Source organism: Nocardia sp. XZ_19_385, from assembly GCF_015355755.1.
Lineage (GTDB): Bacteria > Actinomycetota > Actinomycetes > Mycobacteriales > Mycobacteriaceae > Nocardia.
The window spans coordinates 948,199-967,756 of sequence record NZ_JACVEE010000003.1 but is presented as its reverse complement, the minus strand read 5'-3'; the positions used below and the strand labels follow the sequence as shown (position 1 = coordinate 967,756).

The 19,558-nt window shown below is 67.9% G+C and carries 19 protein-coding genes; 7 read left to right on the top strand and 12 right to left on the bottom strand.

What is annotated here, in order from left to right:
* Window positions 1-743: 743 nt before the first annotated feature.
* The 5 genes from mshC to IBX22_RS28140 all read right to left on the bottom strand — a co-directional run bounded on the left by mshC (window position 744) and on the right by IBX22_RS28140 (window position 4,438).
* Window positions 744-1,982, bottom strand: coding sequence for a cysteine--1-D-myo-inosityl 2-amino-2-deoxy-alpha-D-glucopyranoside ligase (gene mshC / locus IBX22_RS28155; RefSeq protein ID WP_194818702.1), 1,239 nt, complete (start codon window positions 1,980-1,982; stop codon window positions 744-746).
* Window positions 1,983-2,448: 466 nt separating this feature from the next.
* Window positions 2,449-3,420: an aldo/keto reductase gene (locus tag IBX22_RS28150; RefSeq protein WP_194818701.1), complete on the bottom strand. Its 972-nt coding sequence runs from the start codon at window positions 3,418-3,420 to the stop codon at window positions 2,449-2,451.
* Window positions 3,421-3,513: 93 nt separating this feature from the next.
* Entirely contained in the window at window positions 3,514-3,699 is a 186-nt protein-coding gene (locus IBX22_RS28145) for a hypothetical protein (RefSeq protein WP_194818700.1), read from the bottom strand.
* Window positions 3,700-3,746: 47 nt separating this feature from the next.
* Window positions 3,747-3,878, bottom strand: a complete 132-nt coding sequence (locus IBX22_RS38040) for a hypothetical protein (RefSeq protein ID WP_255526504.1) — start codon at window positions 3,876-3,878, stop codon at window positions 3,747-3,749.
* Complete coding sequence (locus IBX22_RS28140) at window positions 3,875-4,438, bottom strand: GNAT family N-acetyltransferase (protein WP_194818699.1); 564 nt, start codon at window positions 4,436-4,438, stop codon at window positions 3,875-3,877. The genes IBX22_RS38040 and IBX22_RS28140 overlap by 4 nt, the downstream gene beginning before the upstream one ends.
* 352 nt (window positions 4,439-4,790) lie before the next feature.
* Here IBX22_RS28140 and IBX22_RS28135 point away from each other — a divergent pair, with 352 nt between their 5' ends.
* Window positions 4,791-5,438 (top strand): pentapeptide repeat-containing protein, encoded by a 648-nt coding sequence (locus tag IBX22_RS28135; protein ID WP_194818698.1) that lies wholly within the window; start codon window positions 4,791-4,793, stop codon window positions 5,436-5,438.
* Here IBX22_RS28135 and IBX22_RS28130 read toward each other — a convergent pair.
* Window positions 5,435-6,190, bottom strand: coding sequence for an SDR family oxidoreductase (locus IBX22_RS28130; RefSeq protein ID WP_194818697.1), 756 nt, complete (start codon window positions 6,188-6,190; stop codon window positions 5,435-5,437). The two genes, IBX22_RS28135 and IBX22_RS28130, sit on opposite strands and share 4 nt — an antisense overlap.
* Before the next feature lie 113 nt (window positions 6,191-6,303).
* On the opposite strand from IBX22_RS28130, the gene IBX22_RS28125 reads away from it, so the two are divergent.
* From IBX22_RS28125 to IBX22_RS28115, 3 genes are all read left to right on the top strand, one after another.
* Window positions 6,304-6,900 carry an NAD(P)H-dependent oxidoreductase gene (locus tag IBX22_RS28125; protein WP_194818696.1) on the top strand — a complete coding sequence of 199 codons (597 nt, stop codon included), beginning with the start codon at window positions 6,304-6,306 and terminating at the stop codon, window positions 6,898-6,900.
* A gap of 70 nt (window positions 6,901-6,970) precedes the next feature.
* Window positions 6,971-8,128, top strand: coding sequence for a pyridoxal-phosphate dependent enzyme (locus IBX22_RS28120; protein WP_194818695.1), 1,158 nt, complete (start codon window positions 6,971-6,973; stop codon window positions 8,126-8,128).
* Window positions 8,129-8,147: 19 nt separating this feature from the next.
* Window positions 8,148-9,620 carry a HEAT repeat domain-containing protein gene (locus tag IBX22_RS28115; protein ID WP_194818694.1) on the top strand — a complete coding sequence of 491 codons (1,473 nt, stop codon included), beginning with the start codon at window positions 8,148-8,150 and terminating at the stop codon, window positions 9,618-9,620.
* Window positions 9,621-9,955: 335 nt separating this feature from the next.
* Here the strand turns inward: IBX22_RS28115 and IBX22_RS28110 are convergent, their stop codons facing one another.
* From IBX22_RS28110 to IBX22_RS28100, 3 genes are all read right to left on the bottom strand, one after another.
* Window positions 9,956-10,468 (bottom strand): DUF664 domain-containing protein, encoded by a 513-nt coding sequence (locus IBX22_RS28110; RefSeq protein ID WP_194818693.1) that lies wholly within the window; start codon window positions 10,466-10,468, stop codon window positions 9,956-9,958.
* A gap of 249 nt (window positions 10,469-10,717) precedes the next feature.
* On the bottom strand, window positions 10,718-11,455 hold the full coding sequence (locus IBX22_RS28105) for an SDR family NAD(P)-dependent oxidoreductase (protein ID WP_194818692.1): 738 nt from the start codon (window positions 11,453-11,455) through the stop codon (window positions 10,718-10,720).
* A 148-nt stretch (window positions 11,456-11,603) separates the two neighbouring features.
* Window positions 11,604-11,924, bottom strand: a complete 321-nt coding sequence (locus IBX22_RS28100; protein WP_228539506.1) for a GNAT family N-acetyltransferase — start codon at window positions 11,922-11,924, stop codon at window positions 11,604-11,606.
* Between the two features lie 173 nt (window positions 11,925-12,097).
* Between IBX22_RS28100 and IBX22_RS28095 the strand changes: the two genes are divergently transcribed.
* The 3 genes from IBX22_RS28095 to IBX22_RS28085 all read left to right on the top strand — a co-directional run bounded on the left by IBX22_RS28095 (window position 12,098) and on the right by IBX22_RS28085 (window position 15,723).
* Window positions 12,098-13,867, top strand: coding sequence for a hypothetical protein (locus IBX22_RS28095; RefSeq protein ID WP_309234821.1), 1,770 nt, complete (start codon window positions 12,098-12,100; stop codon window positions 13,865-13,867).
* A gap of 188 nt (window positions 13,868-14,055) precedes the next feature.
* Window positions 14,056-14,538 (top strand): cation:proton antiporter regulatory subunit, encoded by a 483-nt coding sequence (locus tag IBX22_RS28090; RefSeq protein WP_194818691.1) that lies wholly within the window; start codon window positions 14,056-14,058, stop codon window positions 14,536-14,538.
* Between the two features lie 3 nt (window positions 14,539-14,541).
* Window positions 14,542-15,723, top strand: coding sequence for a cation:proton antiporter (locus IBX22_RS28085; protein ID WP_194818690.1), 1,182 nt, complete (start codon window positions 14,542-14,544; stop codon window positions 15,721-15,723).
* A gap of 68 nt (window positions 15,724-15,791) precedes the next feature.
* Here the strand turns inward: IBX22_RS28085 and IBX22_RS28080 are convergent, their stop codons facing one another.
* The 3 genes from IBX22_RS28080 to IBX22_RS28070 form a co-directional block, all read right to left on the bottom strand.
* Window positions 15,792-16,997, bottom strand: a complete 1,206-nt coding sequence (locus tag IBX22_RS28080) for a DUF418 domain-containing protein (RefSeq protein WP_194818689.1) — start codon at window positions 16,995-16,997, stop codon at window positions 15,792-15,794.
* Between the two features lie 112 nt (window positions 16,998-17,109).
* On the bottom strand, window positions 17,110-17,871 hold the full coding sequence (locus IBX22_RS28075) for a hypothetical protein (protein ID WP_194818688.1): 762 nt from the start codon (window positions 17,869-17,871) through the stop codon (window positions 17,110-17,112).
* Between the two features lie 180 nt (window positions 17,872-18,051).
* On the bottom strand, window positions 18,052-19,449 hold the full coding sequence (locus IBX22_RS28070; RefSeq protein ID WP_309234820.1) for a three-helix bundle dimerization domain-containing protein: 1,398 nt from the start codon (window positions 19,447-19,449) through the stop codon (window positions 18,052-18,054).
* Between the last annotated feature and the right edge of the window lie 109 nt (window positions 19,450-19,558).

Below are 19,558 nucleotides of genomic sequence, written 5' to 3'. Positions count from 1 at the left end.
CCCACCACGAATTCCATTCCGCGACAAGGCCCGGACCGCTGCACCGACTACCCCTGCCCGCCGAGCACTCCGGTGCCACCCACGCCCACGATCCACGACAAGAGCCTGCCGAGCCTCACCCCAGCTGCCACCCGGCCGTATTCGGCACTCGACTGTCAGGGTTCGACGCGGCCGAACAGTAAGGCCGCAGCTCTTCCCCAGCCACACCCCTGCGCGCCGCCTGCCGATCACGGCGGTGCCGCCCGCGACCCACTCCCACTTCCGGCGACAAGGGCCGGACCGCCGCAGCCGGCCATCCACGCCGATCCCCCGCAGCACAGCCGCCGACTACCAGCAGCCACAAAAACGCGCCGCGATGGGCTGCTTCGGGTGCGCGGAGACCGAGCCGCGGAACTCCCTCGCCGCGCCGGCCTACGACCGCGATAGCCCTTCTTGCCCGGCCTCGACCGTTCGCGCAATGCACCTCGTCGCCACTAGAACAGCACCGCGAGCCGGTGTCACAGGAGGCGATCCTCAGATCAGCCGCTCATTTCGACACTTTCGGCGAGTTACTCCGAGGAGCGATTCGCGGGCCTGTTTCCCTGGATCAGGGCCGTGATCATCTCGGACACGCGACCGAACGGCGGCAGGCGATGTCGGCGTGGGGCGCGAACCCGATCTGTGCACCCGGCTGTACTGCACCTGCGCCGTTTGAAGGGCGCGGATGCGAAGCCGGTACCGGATGTGAGCGGTGCCTCCGCGGGTTACAGCTGGACGCCGAGGAGGGCGTCGACGGCGGTGCTGATCAGGGCCGGGGCGTCCTGGTCGGGGCCGCCGTAGGACAGTGCTTGTTCGGCCCAGTTGTCTACTGCGGCCAAGGCTTTGGGGGTGTCGAGGTCGTCGGCGAGGTGCTGGCGCAGGCGGGCGACGGTGTCGGTGGCCGCGGGGCCGGTGGGCAGGGCGGCGGCGCGGCGCCACAGGTCGAGTCGGCGTTCGGCGTCGGCGAGGACCTCGCCGGTCCACATGCGGTCGGCGCGGTAGTGACCGGCGAGCAGGCCCAGGCGGATGGCGGCGGGGTCGGTGCCGGCGCGGCGCAGCTCGGAGACCAGGACCAGGTTGCCCTTGGACTTCGACATCTTCTCCCCGTCCAGGCCGATCAGTCCGGCGTGGACGTAGTGGCGGGCGAAGCGGCGGGTGTCGCCGAGGGCTTCGACGTGCGCGGCGGAGTATTCGTGGTGCGGGTAGATCAGGTCGCTGCCGCCGCCCTGGACGTCGAATTCGGGGCCGAGGCGGTTCAGGGCGATCGCGGCACACTCGATGTGCCAGCCGGGACGTCCGGCGCCGAAGGGGGCGGGCCAGGACGGCTCGTCCGGGCGGGCGGCACGCCACAGCAGGGCGTCGATGGTGTCGCGTTTGCCGGGGCGGTCGGGGTCGCCGCCGCGTTCGGCGAAGAAACGCTCCATGGTGGCGCGGTCGTAGCCGGATTCGTAGCCGAACTGCTCGGTGGCGTCGGCGCGGAAGTAGATGTCGGGGTACTCGGCGTCCTCGACGGTGTAGGCGGCGCCGGCGGCGAGCAGCTTCTCCACCAGCTCCACCACCTCGTCGACCGATTCGATGGCGCCGATGTAGTCGCGCGGCGGGACGATGCGCAGCGCGGTCATGTCCTCCCGGAACAGGTTGATCTCCCGGGTCCCCAGGTCGCGCCAGTCGATGCCGTCGCGGGCGGCGCGCTCGAACAGCGGATCGTCGACGTCGGTGACGTTCTGCACATAGTTCACGTCGTGACCGGCGTCGCGCCACAACCGGTTGACCAGGTCGAAGGTCAGATAGGTCGCGGCGTGCCCGAGGTGGGTGGCGTCATAGGGGGTGATGCCGCAGACGTACATGGTGGCCGTGGGCCCGGGGGTGACCGGCCGCACCTGCCGGTCGGCGGTGTCGAACAACCGCAACGGCGGCCCTGCTCCGGGGACGGTGGGTAGGGCGGTATCGGACCAGGACTGCATGATTCGAGGGTAAAGGTGTGGTCGAGTCCCCTGCGTTCGGGGCTCGCCGAGCGAGTCTCCCCCGGGCCGCCGACCCCGCCGTCGAGCTGCGCATATCGGGCTCTGAGGGAATGTCAATGGTTTCGCTCAGGCGGAATCCAAGGACGCCGAAACCGGCGCATGACAGGGATCACGTTCGAATCGAGCACCGGGCCAGTGAGCTGATGACCAGGGCAGCTCCGCGCTCAGCAGATCTCCCACACGACGAGAACCGGCGAGCATCGAGGACTGGCGAGCATGCCTGATAACGCCGAGCACCCGGTTCAGATGTACTGCGCTAGGTCCCCGGGCGTGCATTCTGCCCGACTTCTGGTCTCCGCGCAGTGCGGGCGCCGAGAAGCGTTCGACAACATAGCTCGAACAGCGCGACAGTCACCGACCTGACCCCAGCGCGGCGATCGCTAGCGTAGGAGCCCCGTGGCGATCGCTAGCGCGGGAGCACCGAGGTGGCGGCGCCGCCGTACACGAATTCCGACTCGTCACATTCGGCGATGAAGTCAGCGGGGAAGCCGCGGGCGAAGGGAGCCGCCGATTCCAGGTCGGTGATCGCTTCGGCGGGCAGCTCGAGGTCGAGCGCGCCGAGATTTTCCTGGAGTTGAGCGACGGTGCGCGGGCCGATGATCGGCAGCACCGCGGTCGAGCGGTGCCGGATCCAGGCGAGAGCGACCTGGGCCGGGGTGGCACCCAGCTCGGCGGCGACCTTGGCGACAGCCGCGGCGGCCGCACGTTCGGTTTCGGTGAGCTCGGCCGGATCCACGCGCTGGCTCGACGCGCTCACGGTGAGCTTGCCGGCGGCCAAAGGCGCCCAGGCGGTGACGCTGAGACCCAACGCTTCCGCCATGGGCAGCAGTTCGCGTTCGATGTCGCGGGAGAGCAGGTTGTAGGGCACCTGCAACCCGGAAAACGGTGTCCACCCACGCCATTCGGCCAGGGTGTTGGCGCGCGCGACCACCCAGGAAGGGGCGTCGGAAACACCCAGATACAGGACCTTGCCGGAGCGGACCGCATCGTCGAGGGCGCGCATCGTCTCCTCCAGCGGAGTGTGCCGGTCCCACACGTGCACCCAGTAGATGTCGAGATAGTCGGTGCGCAACCGCCGCAAACTCTGCTCCAGCGACAACGTCAGGTTCTTACGGTGATTACCCGCCGCATTCGGATCCGCCGCATCCCGGGTCAGCGTGTATTTACTGCCGAGCACGAACCGATCCCGGCCCTCGATGACCGCACCGAGCACCTCCTCACTGGTGCCATACGCCGATGCGGTGTCGAGCACATTCCCGCCCGCGTCGGCATAGGCCTCGAGCAGCGCCCGCGCCTGGGCGGGATCACGAAAACCCATGGTGCCCAAGATGATTTCCGAGATCCGTAATCCGGTGGAGCCGAAGAGTCGATAGCGCATACGCCTAGTTTGCTGCAGCCCGCGCCCCCGTAGGGAGACCCTGTCAGGGCCACCATAGGAGTAACAGTCATCCCCGGACACCCGTGTTCGGTCTTATGGCGCCGATGAGCCGATGGCGGACGCCGCGTCGAGCAGGTCCCAGCCGTTTCGGCGGCCGACAGTGCGTGCCTCGAACATCCAGCCCGCATCGACCGCGGCGTTGATGAACGCGCGGACGACACCCGGTTTGTTCAGATTCAGCGATCGGTCGCCCACCCAGATGACACCGGCTGCGGACACCCCGCCGTCGGGGATGTGGCGCTCCCCGTCAAGGCGGACGACCAGTGTCAGCCCGCCACCGACCCGAGTCGGCGCAGCCGCAGAACTTCCTCGCAGCCGTCTACATGCTGGTGGTAGGTCTTCCAGAGGTACCGCGCCGCACTCACCGCGAGCACCCGACGGCGTTGTTCTTTCGTCATCGCGCGCTACCAGTGGGCGCTTCGGTGACGGCCTGCGAGCGTTCGAGACGGAAGAACCGGCTGCGCCGCACGCTGCCGTCGCGGCGGACGAGATCGTCTTGGCGGACACCGAGATCGGTCACGCCGAGCTTACGGATCGCGGCGGCCGAACGACCATTGCGTTCGTCGGTCCGGAACTGGATCCACGCCACTTCCCGAGCGAAGAGCGCCGGTATCAGCAACTGCTTCACCCGCGAATTGATGCCCGTCCCCCACACCGCCGGATCGAACATCGTCGCACCGATCTCCACGCCTACCGGTTCGGACGGGTCGAAGCTGATCGCGGTTGTCCCCACGATCGTCTCATGGTGGCGCACAGTGAATCTCAGCCGCTGCGAGGCGGCTTGCATCATCGAGTCGAGTGCGGCGGCGTCGAGCGGAACCGCGCGCGGAATGTGTTCCCATACCCGCTCATCGCGCAGCGCCTCGAACAAGCCCTCGGCGTCGGCGGAGCCGTACTCCCGCAGGGACAGAGCACCGTCGACGAGGTCGGCGGGAGGTAGGCGAACCGGCCAGATCACATTCGACATCGTCGCAGACAGGCACCGGTCGGTGCCGGTGCAACCGGCAGCGGAGCGCCCAAAGCGGTCCTCGTAGGCGGCGGGCACCGTTCAGCAGCAGGATCCGCGCTCGGCAGCAGGATGCTGAACGCCGCTTCGAACGCTCAGCGGTTCGTGTCGCCCAGCCCGACAGAGCATTTCCGGAGCCCAGCCCGCCACCGTTGGAGACCGCCGCCGCCAGCGCCGCACCGGCCGTTCCACCCATGGGCGCCAGCACGATCGGATGCCGCACCCCGAACCAGCGGTCGCCAACACCGCGCTCGCCCTCATGGCAGGCGTTCACCGGTCCACCCGGGTGATTAGGCTCGAAGCCATGTCGCGCGCACTGACCGATCTCCCCTTCGCCCGCCGCTTGACGCCCTTCGACGGCGAGCTGGAGTCCGATCAGGAATACGACAACGCGCATGTGGCCGACCAGCAGCTCGAGGAGCCCGATTGCCGGGGTTCGCGATTCATCGAATCCGCGTTGACGGAGCTGACCGTGCTGCGGGGCAGCCTGCGTTTCACCCGCTTCGCCGATGTGTGGATGCGCGGGGTCCGCCTGGTCGGCACCAATCTCGGCCAATCCGATTGGCAGGACGCGGAACTGGTCGATTCCGCGTGGTCGGGGGTCGAGATCGTCAGCGCCGGGCTGCGGCGGATCCGTTTCGAGGGCTGCAAGTTCGAGTCGGTCAACTTCCGCAACTCGAACCTGCGCGAAGTCGAGTTCGTCGACTGCGTCCTGCGCGATGTCGACTTCGCCGAGGCGGCGCTGCGCCAGATCACCTTTCCCGGCTCGACCCTGATGCGTATCGCCCTGGACCGGGCCCGGCTGCAGGATGTGGACCTGCGCGGCGCCCGGTCCATCGACATCGCCAGCGGCCTGGACGCCCTGCGCGGCGCCACCATCAACTACGGGCAGCTGATGGATCTCGCTCCGGCGTTCGCGCAGGCCGCGGGCATCATCGTGCGCGAGGACTAGCGCACCGGATAGTTCCGGTCCAGCCATTGCTCGAAGGTCGGTCCGGCGATGACCGCACCGTCCCCGGCCAGCAGCGCACCGCCGGCCTGCGCCTGATGGTTGGGATCGGCGGTGTCGAGGATCTCCTGGACGTGCAGCGGAGTGCCGCGCCGCGCAGCCAGTTTCGCGGTGGCGACCGCGAGGTCGAGCTGCTCGGGTCCGGCGATGTCGAGCCGGTCGGGGGCGTCCTCGGCCACAGCCAGTTCGGCGAGCTGTTCGGCGACGGTGCGCGCCGCGACCAACTGGGTCCGCGTCTGCGGGACATAGGCGGTGTCACCCTGGGTCGTCCAGTCCAGCATCATCTCGGTGAACTCGTGGAACTGCGCGGCCCGCAGAATCCGCACCGGCACCGGACCTTCCAGGTAGGCCTGCTCCTGGGCCAGTTTCCCGGCGTAATGCCCGGCCGTGAACGCGTCGATGCCGATGATCGACACGACCACGATCCGCCGCACACCCGCGTCCACCGACTCCTGCTGGATGTTGCGGGCGATGGTGCGGAAGTAGTCGCGCACCGCGGCGGTCTCGGTGGTGGCGGTGTTGGCCGCGTCGACGACCACCTCGACCCCGTCCAGCGCCTGCCCCAGACCGACACCGCTGTACACATCGACTCCGGCCGAGCGGGTGATCGCCACGACCTCGTGACCCTGGTTCTTCAGCACGTCGGCGACCTCGCGGCCGATCCGCCCGCTCGCTCCGACTACCGCGATCCGCATTATCAGCCTCCTATGAGTTTCGGTCTGTCGAGGAGTAGACGACGCAACCGCGGCCAGTGTGACATCACTCGGCAGCGCGACCGTCTGATCCCGCGTCCGGCACAGTGGCTCTCATGCGTATCGCGGTATATCTGGCCCATCCCGGCCCCGGCAGTTTCAACAGGGCCCTCTTCGACGCGGTGATCGACGAATTGCGGGGAATGGCAGTCGATGTCATCGCGCACGACCTGTACGCCGAAGGTTTCGACCCGATGCTGGCCCCCGCCGAAACCGGGACCGTCGCGGGGGTAGCGGCCACCGATGAACTCGTCCGCCGCTACCAGGACGAACTTCCCGCACTCGACGCCCTGGTGTTCATCCATCCGAACTGGTGGGGCATGCCGCCCGCGATCCTGACCGGCTGGATCCAACGAGTCCTCACCCCCGCCGTCGCCTACAAACTCGACGAGGCGGGAGGCGAACCCGTCGGGCTGCTGCGCGCCGGACGCGCCCTGATCCTCAACACCTCCGACACCCCCGCCGACCGGGAACACGACGTCTTCGGTGACCCCCTGCAACAGATCTGGGCCGCCTGCGTCCTGCCCTACATCGGCGTCGAGGACATCCGCCGCACCGTCTTCCGCACGGTCACCGACTCCACCGCCGAAACCCGCACCACCTGGCTCCGCGAAGCCCGCCACCTCGCCGCCGCCCTCGCCGCGGACGCCTGAATCAACCGCTGCGGATGGCACTATCGGCGAGTATGCAAGCACTGCAAGTCATTCCAGAAGGGTGGAGCCTGTGTCGACTACCGCCGACCTGTTTCTGTATGACCAGTCCGGTCACCGCTACGAGATCACCGACCCGCGCTGGCGCGGCGCGGACGGCACCCCGCTGGCGCTGAGCGCGATGCCCGGTATCGCTGCCGAGCAGATCGTCACCTCGGAACGGTCGCTGTGGCGCTATCAGGCGGCGATCCCAGTCGACCCGCGATACCGGGTCAGCCTCGGCGAGGGCTGCACCCCGATGATTCCGCTGCAGTGGGACGGCCGGCGGGTGCATTTCAAACTCGAATGGTTCAACCCCACCTCGAGTTTCAAGGACCGCGGGGTGTCGGTGATGGTCTCGCACCTGCTCAGCCAAGGCGTCGAGTACGTCCTCGAGGACAGCTCCGGCAACGGCGGCTCCTCGGTCGCCGCCTACAGTGCCGCCGCAGGGATCCGAGCCAAGATCATCGTGCCCGAGCTGACCTCGGCGGCGAAAATTCTGCAGGCCCGGGCGTACGGCGCGCAGATCGAGCTGGTCGGGGGCACCCGCGAGCAGGTGTCACAGGAGGCGATCCGCCAGTCCGAACACATCCGGTATGCCAGCCACAACTGGCATCCGTTCTTCTTGCAGGGCACCAAGACCGTGGCCTACGAGATGTGGGAAGACCTCGGGTTCCGCGCTCCCGACAATGTGGTTCTCGTCGCCGGCGCCGGAAGCAACGTCCTGGGCTGCGACATCGCCTTCAGCGAACTGCTCGCCGCCGGCCGGATCCCGCACCTGCCGCGGCTGCTGGTCGGGCAACCCGAGCACTGGTCCGCCATCGCCGACACGGTCAACGGTCTCGACCCGGACGCCCGCGGACCGCGCGTGCCCACGATCGCCGAGGGCGCCTCGATCGCCCACCCGCCCCGCCTGTCCGAGGCTGTCGCGGCGATACGCCGCTCCGGCGGCGCCGCCGTCGCCGTCCCCGAGCCCGCGATCCGGGCAGCGGTCCGCAAACTCGCCTCCCGCGGCCTTTACGCCGAACCCACCAGCTGCGTCGCCGTCGCCGCACTGGACCACTTCCTCACCGAGGGCATCATCGGTGCCGCCGAAACCACCGTCGTCGTCCTCACCGGCGCCGGAGTCAAGTCCTCGGAGACGATGGCCGACGTCTTCGGCCCCGAATATTCGCTGGGATCGGCCGGATAACCATGCAACCCTGAACCGCATGACCATCGAGCGGGATCGGCGGCGGACCTTCCCGCTCCTCCAACGCGTCACCGACGCACACACATCCGAGGTCGAACGAGACAAAGCTTTCGACGAGCTAGGGCGGTTGGACGACTACCGATCCATCGAACCGCTGACCGCGATGATGCTCGACACCACACTCCCCGAGGAGGTGCGCCGGCGTGCCGCGGAGGTGGTCGCCGACGTCGACGACACCTCCACCGGCGAAATCCGTCGAGCATGGTGGGCCACCGGCGATCCCCTCGTGATGCGCCGCGCCCTCCGATCGATGCGGCGATCTGAGGCCGACATCGTGGTGCCCATCGCCGCCGACAACGACCATCCACTGCAAATAGACGCCCTGGCCGCCATGGAAATCGGGTTCGGCGAGGCCGAATTCGTGCCAGTGCTGGTTCGAGCCCTGCACCACCACGACGCGAAGGTGCGCAAGACCGCGGCGTTCGTGCTGCTGTGGGAGGAACCGGTCGCCGCCGAAGTGGGACTGCTCGACGCGGCGCACGAGGAGTCGATCGAGGTCGCCGAGGAAGCGATGAACACCCTGCACTACTACCCTAGCCAGCGGGTACTACGAGCCATGTCCGACCTGCGCAACAGCTTCAACGCACGGATACGGACCGCGGCGGCACTGTGTTTCGACGACATCGCCTCGGGTTTCGAGGACTTCGCCAGCAGCGGCGACCCGAAGGCCGTTGCGCGGCTTCGTGACTGGATGCGCCCGGTCGCCGACCTCGTACAGTGGACCGACCGCGCCCCACAGGAACCAGGCCGACCCCGCCTCGAGACACCCCGCCCGGCCATCCCCGAGGACGACCTGCTGGACCTGATCGATGCCTCCGACGCCGCGGCCGTCGAAACAGGCCTGCGCGGCAACTATTGGGCCGCCTACGATCGACCGGCTCGCACGCGACTGACCCCGCACCTGGCCACCCATCCCGACCCGCTGGTCCGCGAGATCGCCTGCACGGCGTTCACCGCCTGGGCGAAAACCGATGAGCTGCTGGAACTTACCCGCGACCGCCACCGGATGGTCCGCAAGTCGGCCATGTACTCCCTGTCCCTGGTGCCCGCCGACCCAGCCGTCGCCGACTACGCCTGGCAGCACCTGCCCGGCCTGACCGGCACCATGGCCAATGAAGCGCTGTGCACCTATCTCGTACACGCCCCGGTCGGCCAACCCCCGGCCCGGCTTCGCGAACTGGCCCACTCGGACCCCCGCGAAGCGCTGCGCCACACCGCCATCCACCAACTCGCCAAGCTGGAAGCGACCGAGAAGATCCGCAGCCTCCTCCCACTCCTGCAAGAGCCGCCCGGAGTCACCTGGGCGGTCCACCTGGCGCTACTGCGTGCGATCGACGAACTCGACCTGCCCACGCCCCCGCTGCACCACCTCACCGAAGTCGACAACCTCCACCTCCAGTCCGCCCTCGCCGATCTCCACGCCCGAGGCTGAACCCCGGGCGCGCTCTAAACACCGGGCTCAGCGGCGGCGCAGCAGATCCCCGCGGCCGATCTCCACGCCCGAGGCTAGAAACCAGGGCGCGCTCTGAACACCGGGCTCTGCGGCGGCGCAGCAGAACCCTGCGGCCGATCTGCTCTCCCGAGGCTGAGACCAGGGTGCGCTCCAAACGCCGGGCTCAGCGGCAGCGCAGCAGAACCCCGCGGCCGATCTCCTCACCCGAGGCTGACCAGGCGCTCTAAACACCGGGCTCAGCGGCGGCGCAGCAGAACCCTGCGGCCGATCTCCACGCCCGAGGCTGAGACCAGGGTGCGCTCCAAACGCCGGGCTCAGCGGCAGCGCAGCAGAACCCCGCGGATGAAGGCGGCTTGGCCGGAGTGCTGGATGTCGTCGTCGATGACGCTGATCAGTCGGACGCCGAGGGTGACCGGTGGGTTCCAGCGGGTGTCGACGATGCGGGGCAGGTCGGTGTCGGTGAGGCCGCCGATGTAGTCGAGGGTTTGGGCGTGGACGGCGTCGTAGTAGCCCAGGAGCAGCTCCGCGGTGATTCCGTTGAGTCCGTCGACGTCGGCGCTGTCGTGTCCGTAACCGGTCGCGGCCTCGTCGAAGGGCAGGTCGAAGCGTTTCGCCCAGCCGGACGCGGTCCACACCTGTTGCAGGCCCGCCACATCGGCGACGTGGTCGTCTTGGACGCGGGTCAGGTGCCACAGCAGCCAGGCGATGGAGTTGGCGCCGGGTTCCAGGCGAGTGGACAGTTCGTCGGTGGTGAGGTCGGCGACCGCACCGTGCACGTTCTCCTGCACCCGTCCGAACGCATCGGTCAGCAAATCAGCACTGGTCATGTGCTGATCCAACTCGATGCGAGGCAGGTTATTCCCGCATTTACCAGAACTCTGCGACCCGAACGGCTGGCGGCTACTGGAGGGCGACGGTGCTCGCAGCCCGCGTCGGCTGAGCAGGTCGCCGACCGAACAAGGTTCCGCCCTCGAGTTCATCGCAAAGGGGAATTAGGTATGCAGAGCGTGCAATTCTCGCGATGTCCAGGCGATTTCAGCCGGGTCGGCGCGGAAATTGCACGCTCTGCATACTTCTCAGCGCAGGTGCGAGGCCCCGTTGACGTCCAGCACTGCCCCGGAGGTCCAGGTGGCCGCGGGTGAGGCGAGATACAGCACCGCTGAGGCGATTTCCTCCGGAGCGCCGACCCGGCCGAAGGGGCTCTGGGCTTTGACCACCTCGGTCACCCGGTCCGCGACACGCTCGGTGGCCACGAATCCCGGTGCCACCGAAGCGACGGCGATCCCGTGCGGGGCGAGCGACACCGCGAGTGATTGACCGAGCGCATGGACCGCCGCTTTGGTCGCACCATAGGCCGGATGGTCGGGCTCGCCGCGGAACGCTCCACGCGAGCCGATGTTCACGATGCGCCCGGCGATACCGTGCTCGATCATGTGGCGGGCCACCCCGTAGCTGACGTTGGCGGTCCCGAGCAGATTGACATTCACCGTCTGCTGCCAAACCTGTTGCCAGTCCGCATAAGACGTCTCGGCCAGCGGATGCGGCAGATTCACCGCCGCATTATTGACCAGCACCTGCACTCGGCCAACGGCCTCGATCGCCGTGTCCACCACCGCGGCAGCACCCTCCGGAGAACCCACATCCCCACCGACGAGCGCGTGCCCCTCGCCCGGCAAAGCAGCGAGGGTCTTCTCCGCCTCCTCGCGCCGCGAAGCGTAATGCACCACCACTCGGTCCCCCGCTTCAGCGAACGCCGTCGCGATCGCCCGCCCGATCCCCCTGGAAGCCCCTGTCACCAAAACACCACGACTCATCACCCCACCCTGCCACGCCCGCTTCCGATGCCGAGACCTCAGTCGATCCAATAGCGCCGTTTCGGTGGCCGCCCCGGGCCAATCGATTCGACGTTCTCCAAACGCCCACCGCAGGATTCGATCACCTTGGCCGAGGCGGTGTTGCAGGTCACCAGGACCGAATCGATGCCGAGGGCGCGGGCCAGCACCAGGCTCTGCGCAGGATCGTCCTCGCATGGCCCCGGCGTCGAAACCTCGGCAGCACGCAGTAGCCGATATGCCCGCCCTCACGCAGCAGATTGTCGTCGAGCTGGTGCCGGATCGAGCTGCGCCCGACGATCCGGCCACCCACCAAGGTAGGTTGCCGGTACCTGGCCAGGCGGCACGGCACGCTCGAAGCGAGCAGCGCCAGGTATTTTGGCCAGCGTAGGTCCGGGCTGAACGCCCAGCCGAACCCGAATCCCTCGTCCGACATCACCTCGTGCGGCACGGAACTCCCGCTCGGCGGCGATCCGGACCGGTCGCAAACGCAGTTCCACCGTTGAACCCTCCCCGTGATCGTCGGCCGAATCCTCCGGCGTTGGCAAGTTGCATGACCCGGCGCCCCCGCTGCTGACATATAGCCCAGTGACCTGGACCACCGTGCGTGGCAACGTGCACGGAGTGAAACATACGGTGCTGCATGTAATTCGGTGCGGGTTGGTGGCGACGGTGGTCGCGGGTGGGTTGTTCGCGCCGGGCACGGCCGGGGCGCAGGACCTCCCGCCGGTGTCGGTGGCGGCTGATCGGCAGGAGCAGCCGATCGCGGTGCGGGACGGGATCGCGGTGTCGTATGTGAGTTTCCGGTTGCCGCTGCCCGCCAATGCTCCGGCCCATCCGGACAACTGTGACCGGACCGGGTTCCTGCGCTACCGGCCCGCCGACGGTCCGGTGCACTCCGCCGACGCCGACGCGATCGTGGTGCAGCAGCAGGGTCTCAACGGCGGCGCGGTGAATTCCGATGGCGTCGCGGCCAATACGGTGCGCTCGGCCAAGACCCTGGATCGCGATGTCGAGTTCTGGGCGATGGCGCGGCGCAGCGCCTGCCTGGACGAGATGTTCGGTTTCGACGCCGCGCTGGCGAGCGGGAACTATCTGGACGCCGTCGACTACTACTTCAACGGCAAATCGATCGACGGCCACGTCTTTCCGGGCTTCAAGGCCTCCCACGATCTGCCGATCCTGGATGTGATGGGCCTGGAGCGGGTGATCCGCGACCAGTACGAGATCATGGTGCACGAGGTGCCCGATCAGGCGCAGCGCCAGCGCAAGTTCGTCTGCACCGGAATCTCCATGGGCGGCATGGTGACCGGCCTGTTCTCGGACTGGGATTTCGACGGCAACCCCGCCACCCGGGCCGACGCGGGTTTCAACCAGTGCGCCGCGTTCGCCGCGCAGGACACCATGGTGTCCTCGGATCCGGCGGCCATCCAGAACACCCCGTTCTTCCATGACGTCATGAACGCGATCATCAGCCCGACCAACACGGTGTTGAAGGCGGGCTTCGACTCCGGCGCCCTGCCGTTGCGCACCTTCGGGCCGTCCCCGATCACCGGCACCAAGGCGTTCATGCTCTACCGGCTGGCGGGCTTGGCCGCGCATCTGGCCCCGGACCAGGAGAGCCAGTTGCTGGCGCACCTGCCCCGGGACCCGGAAATCGAAGCGACACTGGCGTTCATGTTCGGGCAGAGCTGGGCGGCGATCGGCAGCGGCGGCGCCAACGGCGAAGGCACGATCCGCGATTACCGCTTCACCAACGCGGCACTGCTGGGCACCTTCATCGACAACAACTCCGGCAACTTCGCCCTGCTGCAACAGGGTGTGGGCGCGCTGGCCGGTGGACCGGTGGCCGAGAAGACCTTCCCGAATCCCGCGCTGGCCACCCAGATCCCGGTGCTCGGCAACTATTTGCGGATGAGCGCGGGCCCGCAGGTGCGCGTCGCCCCGACCGACCGCACCGTGCTCTACACCTGGCGCAACTACAACGATGTGGTGGGCGTGCCGTGGACCGCGCCCAACCGGGAGACCGCCGATATCCACGAGGTCGCCCGCCAACTGGGCACCGGCGCGCCGACCGCCTACTGGGAGACCTACTTCCCGCTGCGCGTGGTCGTCGACATCGCCGCCGGTCTGGCCGGCGCCCGCACCGGCGACATGGTGAACCTGCGCTACGCCAACATGTCTCGCACCAAGCCGAATTTCGTCGCCTACGCCGGGGACAGCGTCGTGCAGTACGGGGTCGGCACCTGGATCCCGGCCCCGCCGACCGCGCAGGTCGAGCAGTTGCCGGGCTACACCCACATCGACACCATCGGCGCGGCCGCGGTGCAGAACAACGGCAAGCCCGATTACAGCGGTCAGCTGCTGGCGGAGTTCATTCGCGGGCTGACGTAACCGATTGCCGGGTAACGGCTTCCGCTTACCCGGATAATCATCGGCACCGGCCGGTGGCACGCAGGGGGTGCCGCCGGCCGGTTCTTTGTTGCCCGAATCACCTGGACGTGAGCAAACTCGCGGATACAATCAGACAAATCGGACACCTGGGGGCGGGGCGGTTCCTCAGGGCAGGCTAACCTGGTGAGGTGAACGTTGAGGTGACCCCCCTGCCCGGCATCGGTGTACGCAAGGAGTTCTCGGTCGCGCGCGGTCGCCGCCGGATCGGCATCATCGATCACAAAGACGGATCGATAGACCTCATACTCTCCAAGTCCGACAATCCCGATGTCACCGAACAGATTCCGCTCTCCGCGCACGAAGCCGCGGTGCTGGCAAACCTGCTCGGCGCCCCGCAACTAGTGGCGCAACTGCGCGAGGAACACCGCGAGTTCGACGGCGTCACCACCCGGCAACTGCAGATCCGCAAGGGCTCGCCCTTCGACGGCCGCCCGCTGCGCGACACCGAAATGCGCACCCGCACCAAGACCTCCATCGTCGCGGTGATGCGCGCGGGCAACCCGATCCCGTCTCCGGGCCCGGAGTTCTTGTTCACCGCCGGTGATCTACTCATCGTTGTCGGCACGACCCAGGGTCTGGACGCCGCGGCGGCCATCCTGACCGACGGCTGATCGATGGTCGCACACAACACCGCCCTTGCTTTGATCCAGCTGGGCGCGGTGATCTTCGGCCTGGGACTGCTCGGCCGAGTCGCCGCCCGCATCGGCATGTCCCCGATCCCGCTCTATCTCATCGGCGGCCTCATCTTCGGCACCGGCGGCTTGATCGAACTCCAAGCCGCCGACGACTTCATCCACCTGGCCAGCGAAATCGGCGTCGTGCTGCTTCTGCTGCTGCTCGGATTGGAATACAGCGCCAGCGAACTCGTCACCGGAATGCGCCGCTCCTGGGCGGCGGGCCTGGTCGATGTGGTGCTCAACGCCACGCCCGGCGTGGTCGTGGCACTGGTGCTCGGGTGGGGACTGGCCGGCGCGATCGCGATGGCCGGCGTCACCTACATCTCCTCCTCCGGGATCATCGCGAAAGTGCTCAACGATCTGGGCCGCCTCGGCAACCGCGAAACCCCGACCGTGCTGTCGATCCTGGTGTTCGAAGACCTGGTGATGGCCGGCTATCTGCCGGTGCTCACCGCGGTCCTGGCCGGGGCCGGGTTCATGGCCGGCATGAAAACCCTGGGTATCGCGCTGCTCGCGATCACCGTGGTGCTGGTCATCGCGCTGCGCTACGGCCGCTACGTGTCGATGATCGTCGACAGCGAGGACCGCGAGATCTTCCTGCTCAAGCTGCTCGGCTCGGCACTGCTGGTGGCCGGGGTCGCCTCGGCGGTGCAGGTCTCGGCCGCGGTCGGGGCGTTCCTGCTGGGTATCGCGATCTCGGATTCGACCGCGCACGCGGCCACCAAAATCCTGGAACCGCTGCGGGATCTGTTCGCGGCGCTGTTCTTCGTGCTGTTCGGGTTGAGTACCGATCCGTCGAGTATTCCGCCGGTGCTGGGGTGGGCGCTGCTGCTGGCGGTGGTCACCATCGCGACTAAGATCGGCACCGGCTGGTGGGCCGCCAAACGCGCGGGGGCCTCCCGGTATGGGCGGGCCCGGGCGGGAACAGCACTGGTCGCGCACGGCGAGTTCTCGATCGTCATCGCCGGGCTCGCGGTCGCCTACGGTGCGGTACCGGACGAATTTGCCGCGATGGCGACGACCTATGTGCTGTTGATGGCGATCGCCGGACCGGTCGCGGCCCGCGTGGTCGAACCGCTGCTGGTGTGGTGGGACCGCAAGCGCGTACCCGCCGGATAGGTATGCAGACCGTGCAAAATCGGGCGGATCGGGCCGAAATCGGCCGGATCCGCCCGGAAATTGCACGATCAGCGTACTTTTCGCCACGGCGGCAGCGAGAGATAGGTCGCCGCGCGTAGCGCCCATTCGACTGGACCGTACGGGTGGTGGCGCAACCACCAGCTGCTCAGCACCAGTTGGGCGGCGAAGGTGAGCAGCGCCAGGCCGACGACCCCGGCGGGCGGCACCTTGTCGGCGAGCGCGAACCCGTACCCGGTGTAGAGCACCATCACCACCACCGACTGCACGATGTAGTTCGAGGCCGCCATCCGCCCAGCTGGCGCCAGCCACGCCGCGAACCGGGCGGTACGCAACGATCGGGCCGCCACCAGCACGGCGGCGATATAGGCGAACGTCATCAGCGGAGCCACCAGCATCTGGAGCCCACCCCACCAGCTCGGCGGCTCGAACCAGTTCATCGCACCGGCGAAGGTCACCGCCGACACCGGCAGTCCGAGCCCGAACCCGGCCACCAGCACGCGCGGTGTCCAGCGCCGCACTGTCTGCGGATCCTCGAACAGCCCGCGTTTACCCGCCGCCATCCCGAACAGGAACATCGCCAGACTGGTCACGCCCTGACCGAGCCAGATGACCAGCAGGAACCCGGGAAACAGGGAGGTCTGCACATCGAAGGTGTCGGCGGGACTGCCCACATAGTCGGCGTGCAATCCGGGCAGGTCGATGAACATCGCCAGCGCCGTGTACATGTCGCTGCCATCACCGCCGGGCAGGAACATCAGCGCCGTCCACGTGACGTACAGGACGACACCGGTGATCACCGCGGTGCGCGGGCGCAGCTTGCGCAACGCGATCAGGATCAGGCACAAGAACGCGTAGAGCGTGAGGATGTCGCCGATCCACAGCAGGTAGACGTGCGCCAACCCGATCGCCATCAGCGCCGCGCATCGGCGCAGCAGCCGCGCCTTCTCCGAGACTCCCGCACGCTGGGCCGCCGCGATCTGCAAGGTGAACGAATAGCCGAACAGGAACGCGAACAGCAGATAGAACCGCCCCTCGAACAGCGCCGCGATGACGGCGTGCACGAAATGATCGGCGGGACCGTCGTATTGGCGTTGCAGATGTTCCCGGGTGCCGTTGAAGCTGAACAGCGTCGTCGCGACAATGACATTGGTGACGAGGATGCCGAAGAGCGCGAACCCGCGCAGAATATCGATCTCGGCGATCCGCCGCCCGGATCTGGTTGCGGGGGCGCTGGATTCGATCGTGCCGGACATACTCAGACGGTAGGGGGACCCGCCCCGAGCACGCGTCCCTCCCCGGGGTGATATCCCCGCAAGCCGGGCCGGGGTTCTGCACCCCTCGACGCGACCTGCGGGGTATTGACGTTCATCCCAGGTCGGCGACTTCCAGATAGATCTGCCGCTGCACCGCCAGTTCGGCGAGGAAGCCGAGTCCATCCTCGGTGGAGCGGAACGCCGCCACCGCGATCTCCCCCGCCCGCAACCGCTGACCGGTGAACTCGCGCTGACCCAGGATGATCGACTGCGCCGCACCGAATCCGAGCTGGTCGACGTCGGTGGTGCGGTCCGGATCGTGCTCGCCGAGCATGTCGGTCACCGTGCCCGGGATCAGCCGGATCGCCACGACCTGGTCGAAACTGGGCCGCCGGCAGATCCGGTGCGCCAGATACAGCCGCCCCGGCCGGCCGAAACACAGATGGGTGAGCCGTTCGTGCGCGCGCCGCGCACCCTGGCCGAGCTCCTCGAAGTACACCACCTGACGGATCTCGGCCGCCACGTCACCGACGACCGCCTCTCCGCCTCGGTGCACGTGGCCACGGAACAGCGTGCCCCGCAACGTCTCTCGTGGACGCTCCCGTCGCGGATCCAGCTCGCTCATCGCGAACGCGTCGGGCACGAAGGTGTGCAACCCGTCATAGCCGGTCCGCCGGTCGGCGCCGAGCGCGCGTTTGCCGCGTTCGTCGAGCTCGATGGAGAGGATCACCTGGAAATTGTGCGGCGCCGAGAACTTCGGCAGATTCGAGAAATAACAGTCGACTCCGGTACCGAACACCAGCATGGCGTGGGTGCCGATCGTGCTCGACGGGCCGCACGTCCGCTCGGGTGCCTGGGTGTGAATCCCGTTCATGCGGAGGCTCCTTCCTGTCCAGCCCCTACCCACGAACCGTGTCACGAAATCGGGTCGAAACCGCGAGTGCCCGGCTACTCGAATCGGACATCATGGGGTACTCGGCAGAACCATTCAGGATCCATCGATACTGCTCAGCGGGCAAGACCCCACCACTGATGGGGTGGGTCGACCGGTAGGTCAGTTGTAGGACTTGGCGACCGCGTCCAGCAGATGCTCGAGGGTGTCATAGGTCGGGGTGTCGACCACATCGATCAGATCTGTCTGCACCGGCACCCGATGCTCGGCGGTGACCTTCGCGAACTGCGCGGCATCGCCGGTGCGGAACCCGTGCTCGGCGGCCAGGCGCTGCAGTTCGGGGTCGCTGGAGAGCAGCCGTCCGAGCTGATCGCCGCTGCCGCCCAGCGGGACCAGAGTGTGGCGCGACAACACCGTCGGCGAGGGGTAGGTCAGCACCATGCCGGGCTGGATCTTGCCCTGCGCGGCCGCCTCGACGAACTGCGCCTCATAGATCAGCACCAGCGGCGAGGGACCCATGCCCGCGGCCAGGTACTCCTGGAACGGGCCCTGGGTGGAGTTCTCGGTGTAGCCCTGGCCCGCGAACAGCCGCTGTAAGGTCGGCAGCACCGCCTGTTCGGCGGGATCGCCCTGCACGACCGCGCGATCGTTGGCGACGAAGCTCGCGATCGCCGCGTACATGGCCGCCGAATTGGAGGTCCGCGGGTCGGTGGTGGAGACCAGGATGTTCTTGCGCACCGGGTAGACGGTGTTGCCGGGCAGATGCGCCCACTCGGTGTTGGTGTTCACCAATTCCAGGTAGCGCGCGACATCGAAGGTCGGCACCGGGCCCGGTTGCAGCACCCGCGCGGCGGTCAGCAGGTCCGCGATCGGCTGGAAGGTCGCGATCGCCATCGGCGAGGAGAACGGGGTGTATTTCGTATTGATGTTGCGGGCGCGCTGAATTCGTTCCGCCGCCGGGCTGCTCGACGGGAACGCGAAGTCGTACTTGCCCAGGTCGACGGAGGTGGCGATCTGACGTGAGCCCGCGGGTTCGGCGCTGACCTTCAGCCCGTGCTTGGCCAAGGCGTCGATCACGCGCGAGTCCTCGAAGAACGACATCTTCTCCGACCCGACCACACCGCGCACCACCGTCAACGCCGGCACCACGGGCCCGGCGGCCGGGGCGGGATCGGGCTGGCGGGCGACCAGCGCCACCGCCACGACCGCGACCGCGACCACCACGACGGCACCGGCCAGACTCACGGTGCGCCGGTTGATCGCGAACCCCGCGCGCGCCGCCCGCCGGCGATCTGCCCGCGACACCGCATTCGACTGTTCCACCGCGGCGGCCGCTTCTTCGATGACGCTGCCCTGCGCCGGCGGCGCCAGCTCCCGGTGCACGATCCGCTCCACCAGAATCGGCACGAACTCGCGCACCGGATGCCCCTCGAACCGCTTCCGCACCGCGGCCAGCACGCCGTGGATCTCCTCCGCGGAATGGGTCTCGCTGTAATCCTCGAGCAGACTGTCGGTCAACCGGCGCATCGCCTGTTCTTCACGGACAGTATCGACAGCCACCGTTTCTCCTCGCGCACACAGCCCCGCCACATGATCGAACCGGGCCGAACCCTACCGGCAATCGGCACCCCCGACAGCCGCCGTTTCCGCGCACGTGCCGCGTAATCGA

Coding starts and splice junctions, on each gene's coding strand:
- mshC (WP_194818702.1), bottom strand. CDS start 1,982: ATGCAGTCCTGGTCCGATACCGCCCTACCCACCGTCCCCGGAGCAGGG.
- IBX22_RS28150 (WP_194818701.1), bottom strand. CDS start 3,420: ATGCGCTATCGACTCTTCGGCTCCACCGGATTACGGATCTCGGAAATC.
- IBX22_RS38040 (WP_255526504.1), bottom strand. CDS start 3,878: ATGACGAAAGAACAACGCCGTCGGGTGCTCGCGGTGAGTGCGGCGCGG.
- IBX22_RS28135 (WP_194818698.1), top strand. CDS start 4,791: ATGTCGCGCGCACTGACCGATCTCCCCTTCGCCCGCCGCTTGACGCCC.
- IBX22_RS28130 (WP_194818697.1), bottom strand. CDS start 6,190: ATGCGGATCGCGGTAGTCGGAGCGAGCGGGCGGATCGGCCGCGAGGTC.
- IBX22_RS28125 (WP_194818696.1), top strand. CDS start 6,304: ATGCGTATCGCGGTATATCTGGCCCATCCCGGCCCCGGCAGTTTCAAC.
- IBX22_RS28115 (WP_194818694.1), top strand. CDS start 8,148: ATGACCATCGAGCGGGATCGGCGGCGGACCTTCCCGCTCCTCCAACGC.
- IBX22_RS28110 (WP_194818693.1), bottom strand. CDS start 10,468: ATGACCAGTGCTGATTTGCTGACCGATGCGTTCGGACGGGTGCAGGAG.
- IBX22_RS28105 (WP_194818692.1), bottom strand. CDS start 11,455: ATGAGTCGTGGTGTTTTGGTGACAGGGGCTTCCAGGGGGATCGGGCGG.
- IBX22_RS28085 (WP_194818690.1), top strand. CDS start 14,542: ATGGTCGCACACAACACCGCCCTTGCTTTGATCCAGCTGGGCGCGGTG.
- IBX22_RS28080 (WP_194818689.1), bottom strand. CDS start 16,997: ATGTCCGGCACGATCGAATCCAGCGCCCCCGCAACCAGATCCGGGCGG.
- IBX22_RS28075 (WP_194818688.1), bottom strand. CDS start 17,871: ATGAACGGGATTCACACCCAGGCACCCGAGCGGACGTGCGGCCCGTCG.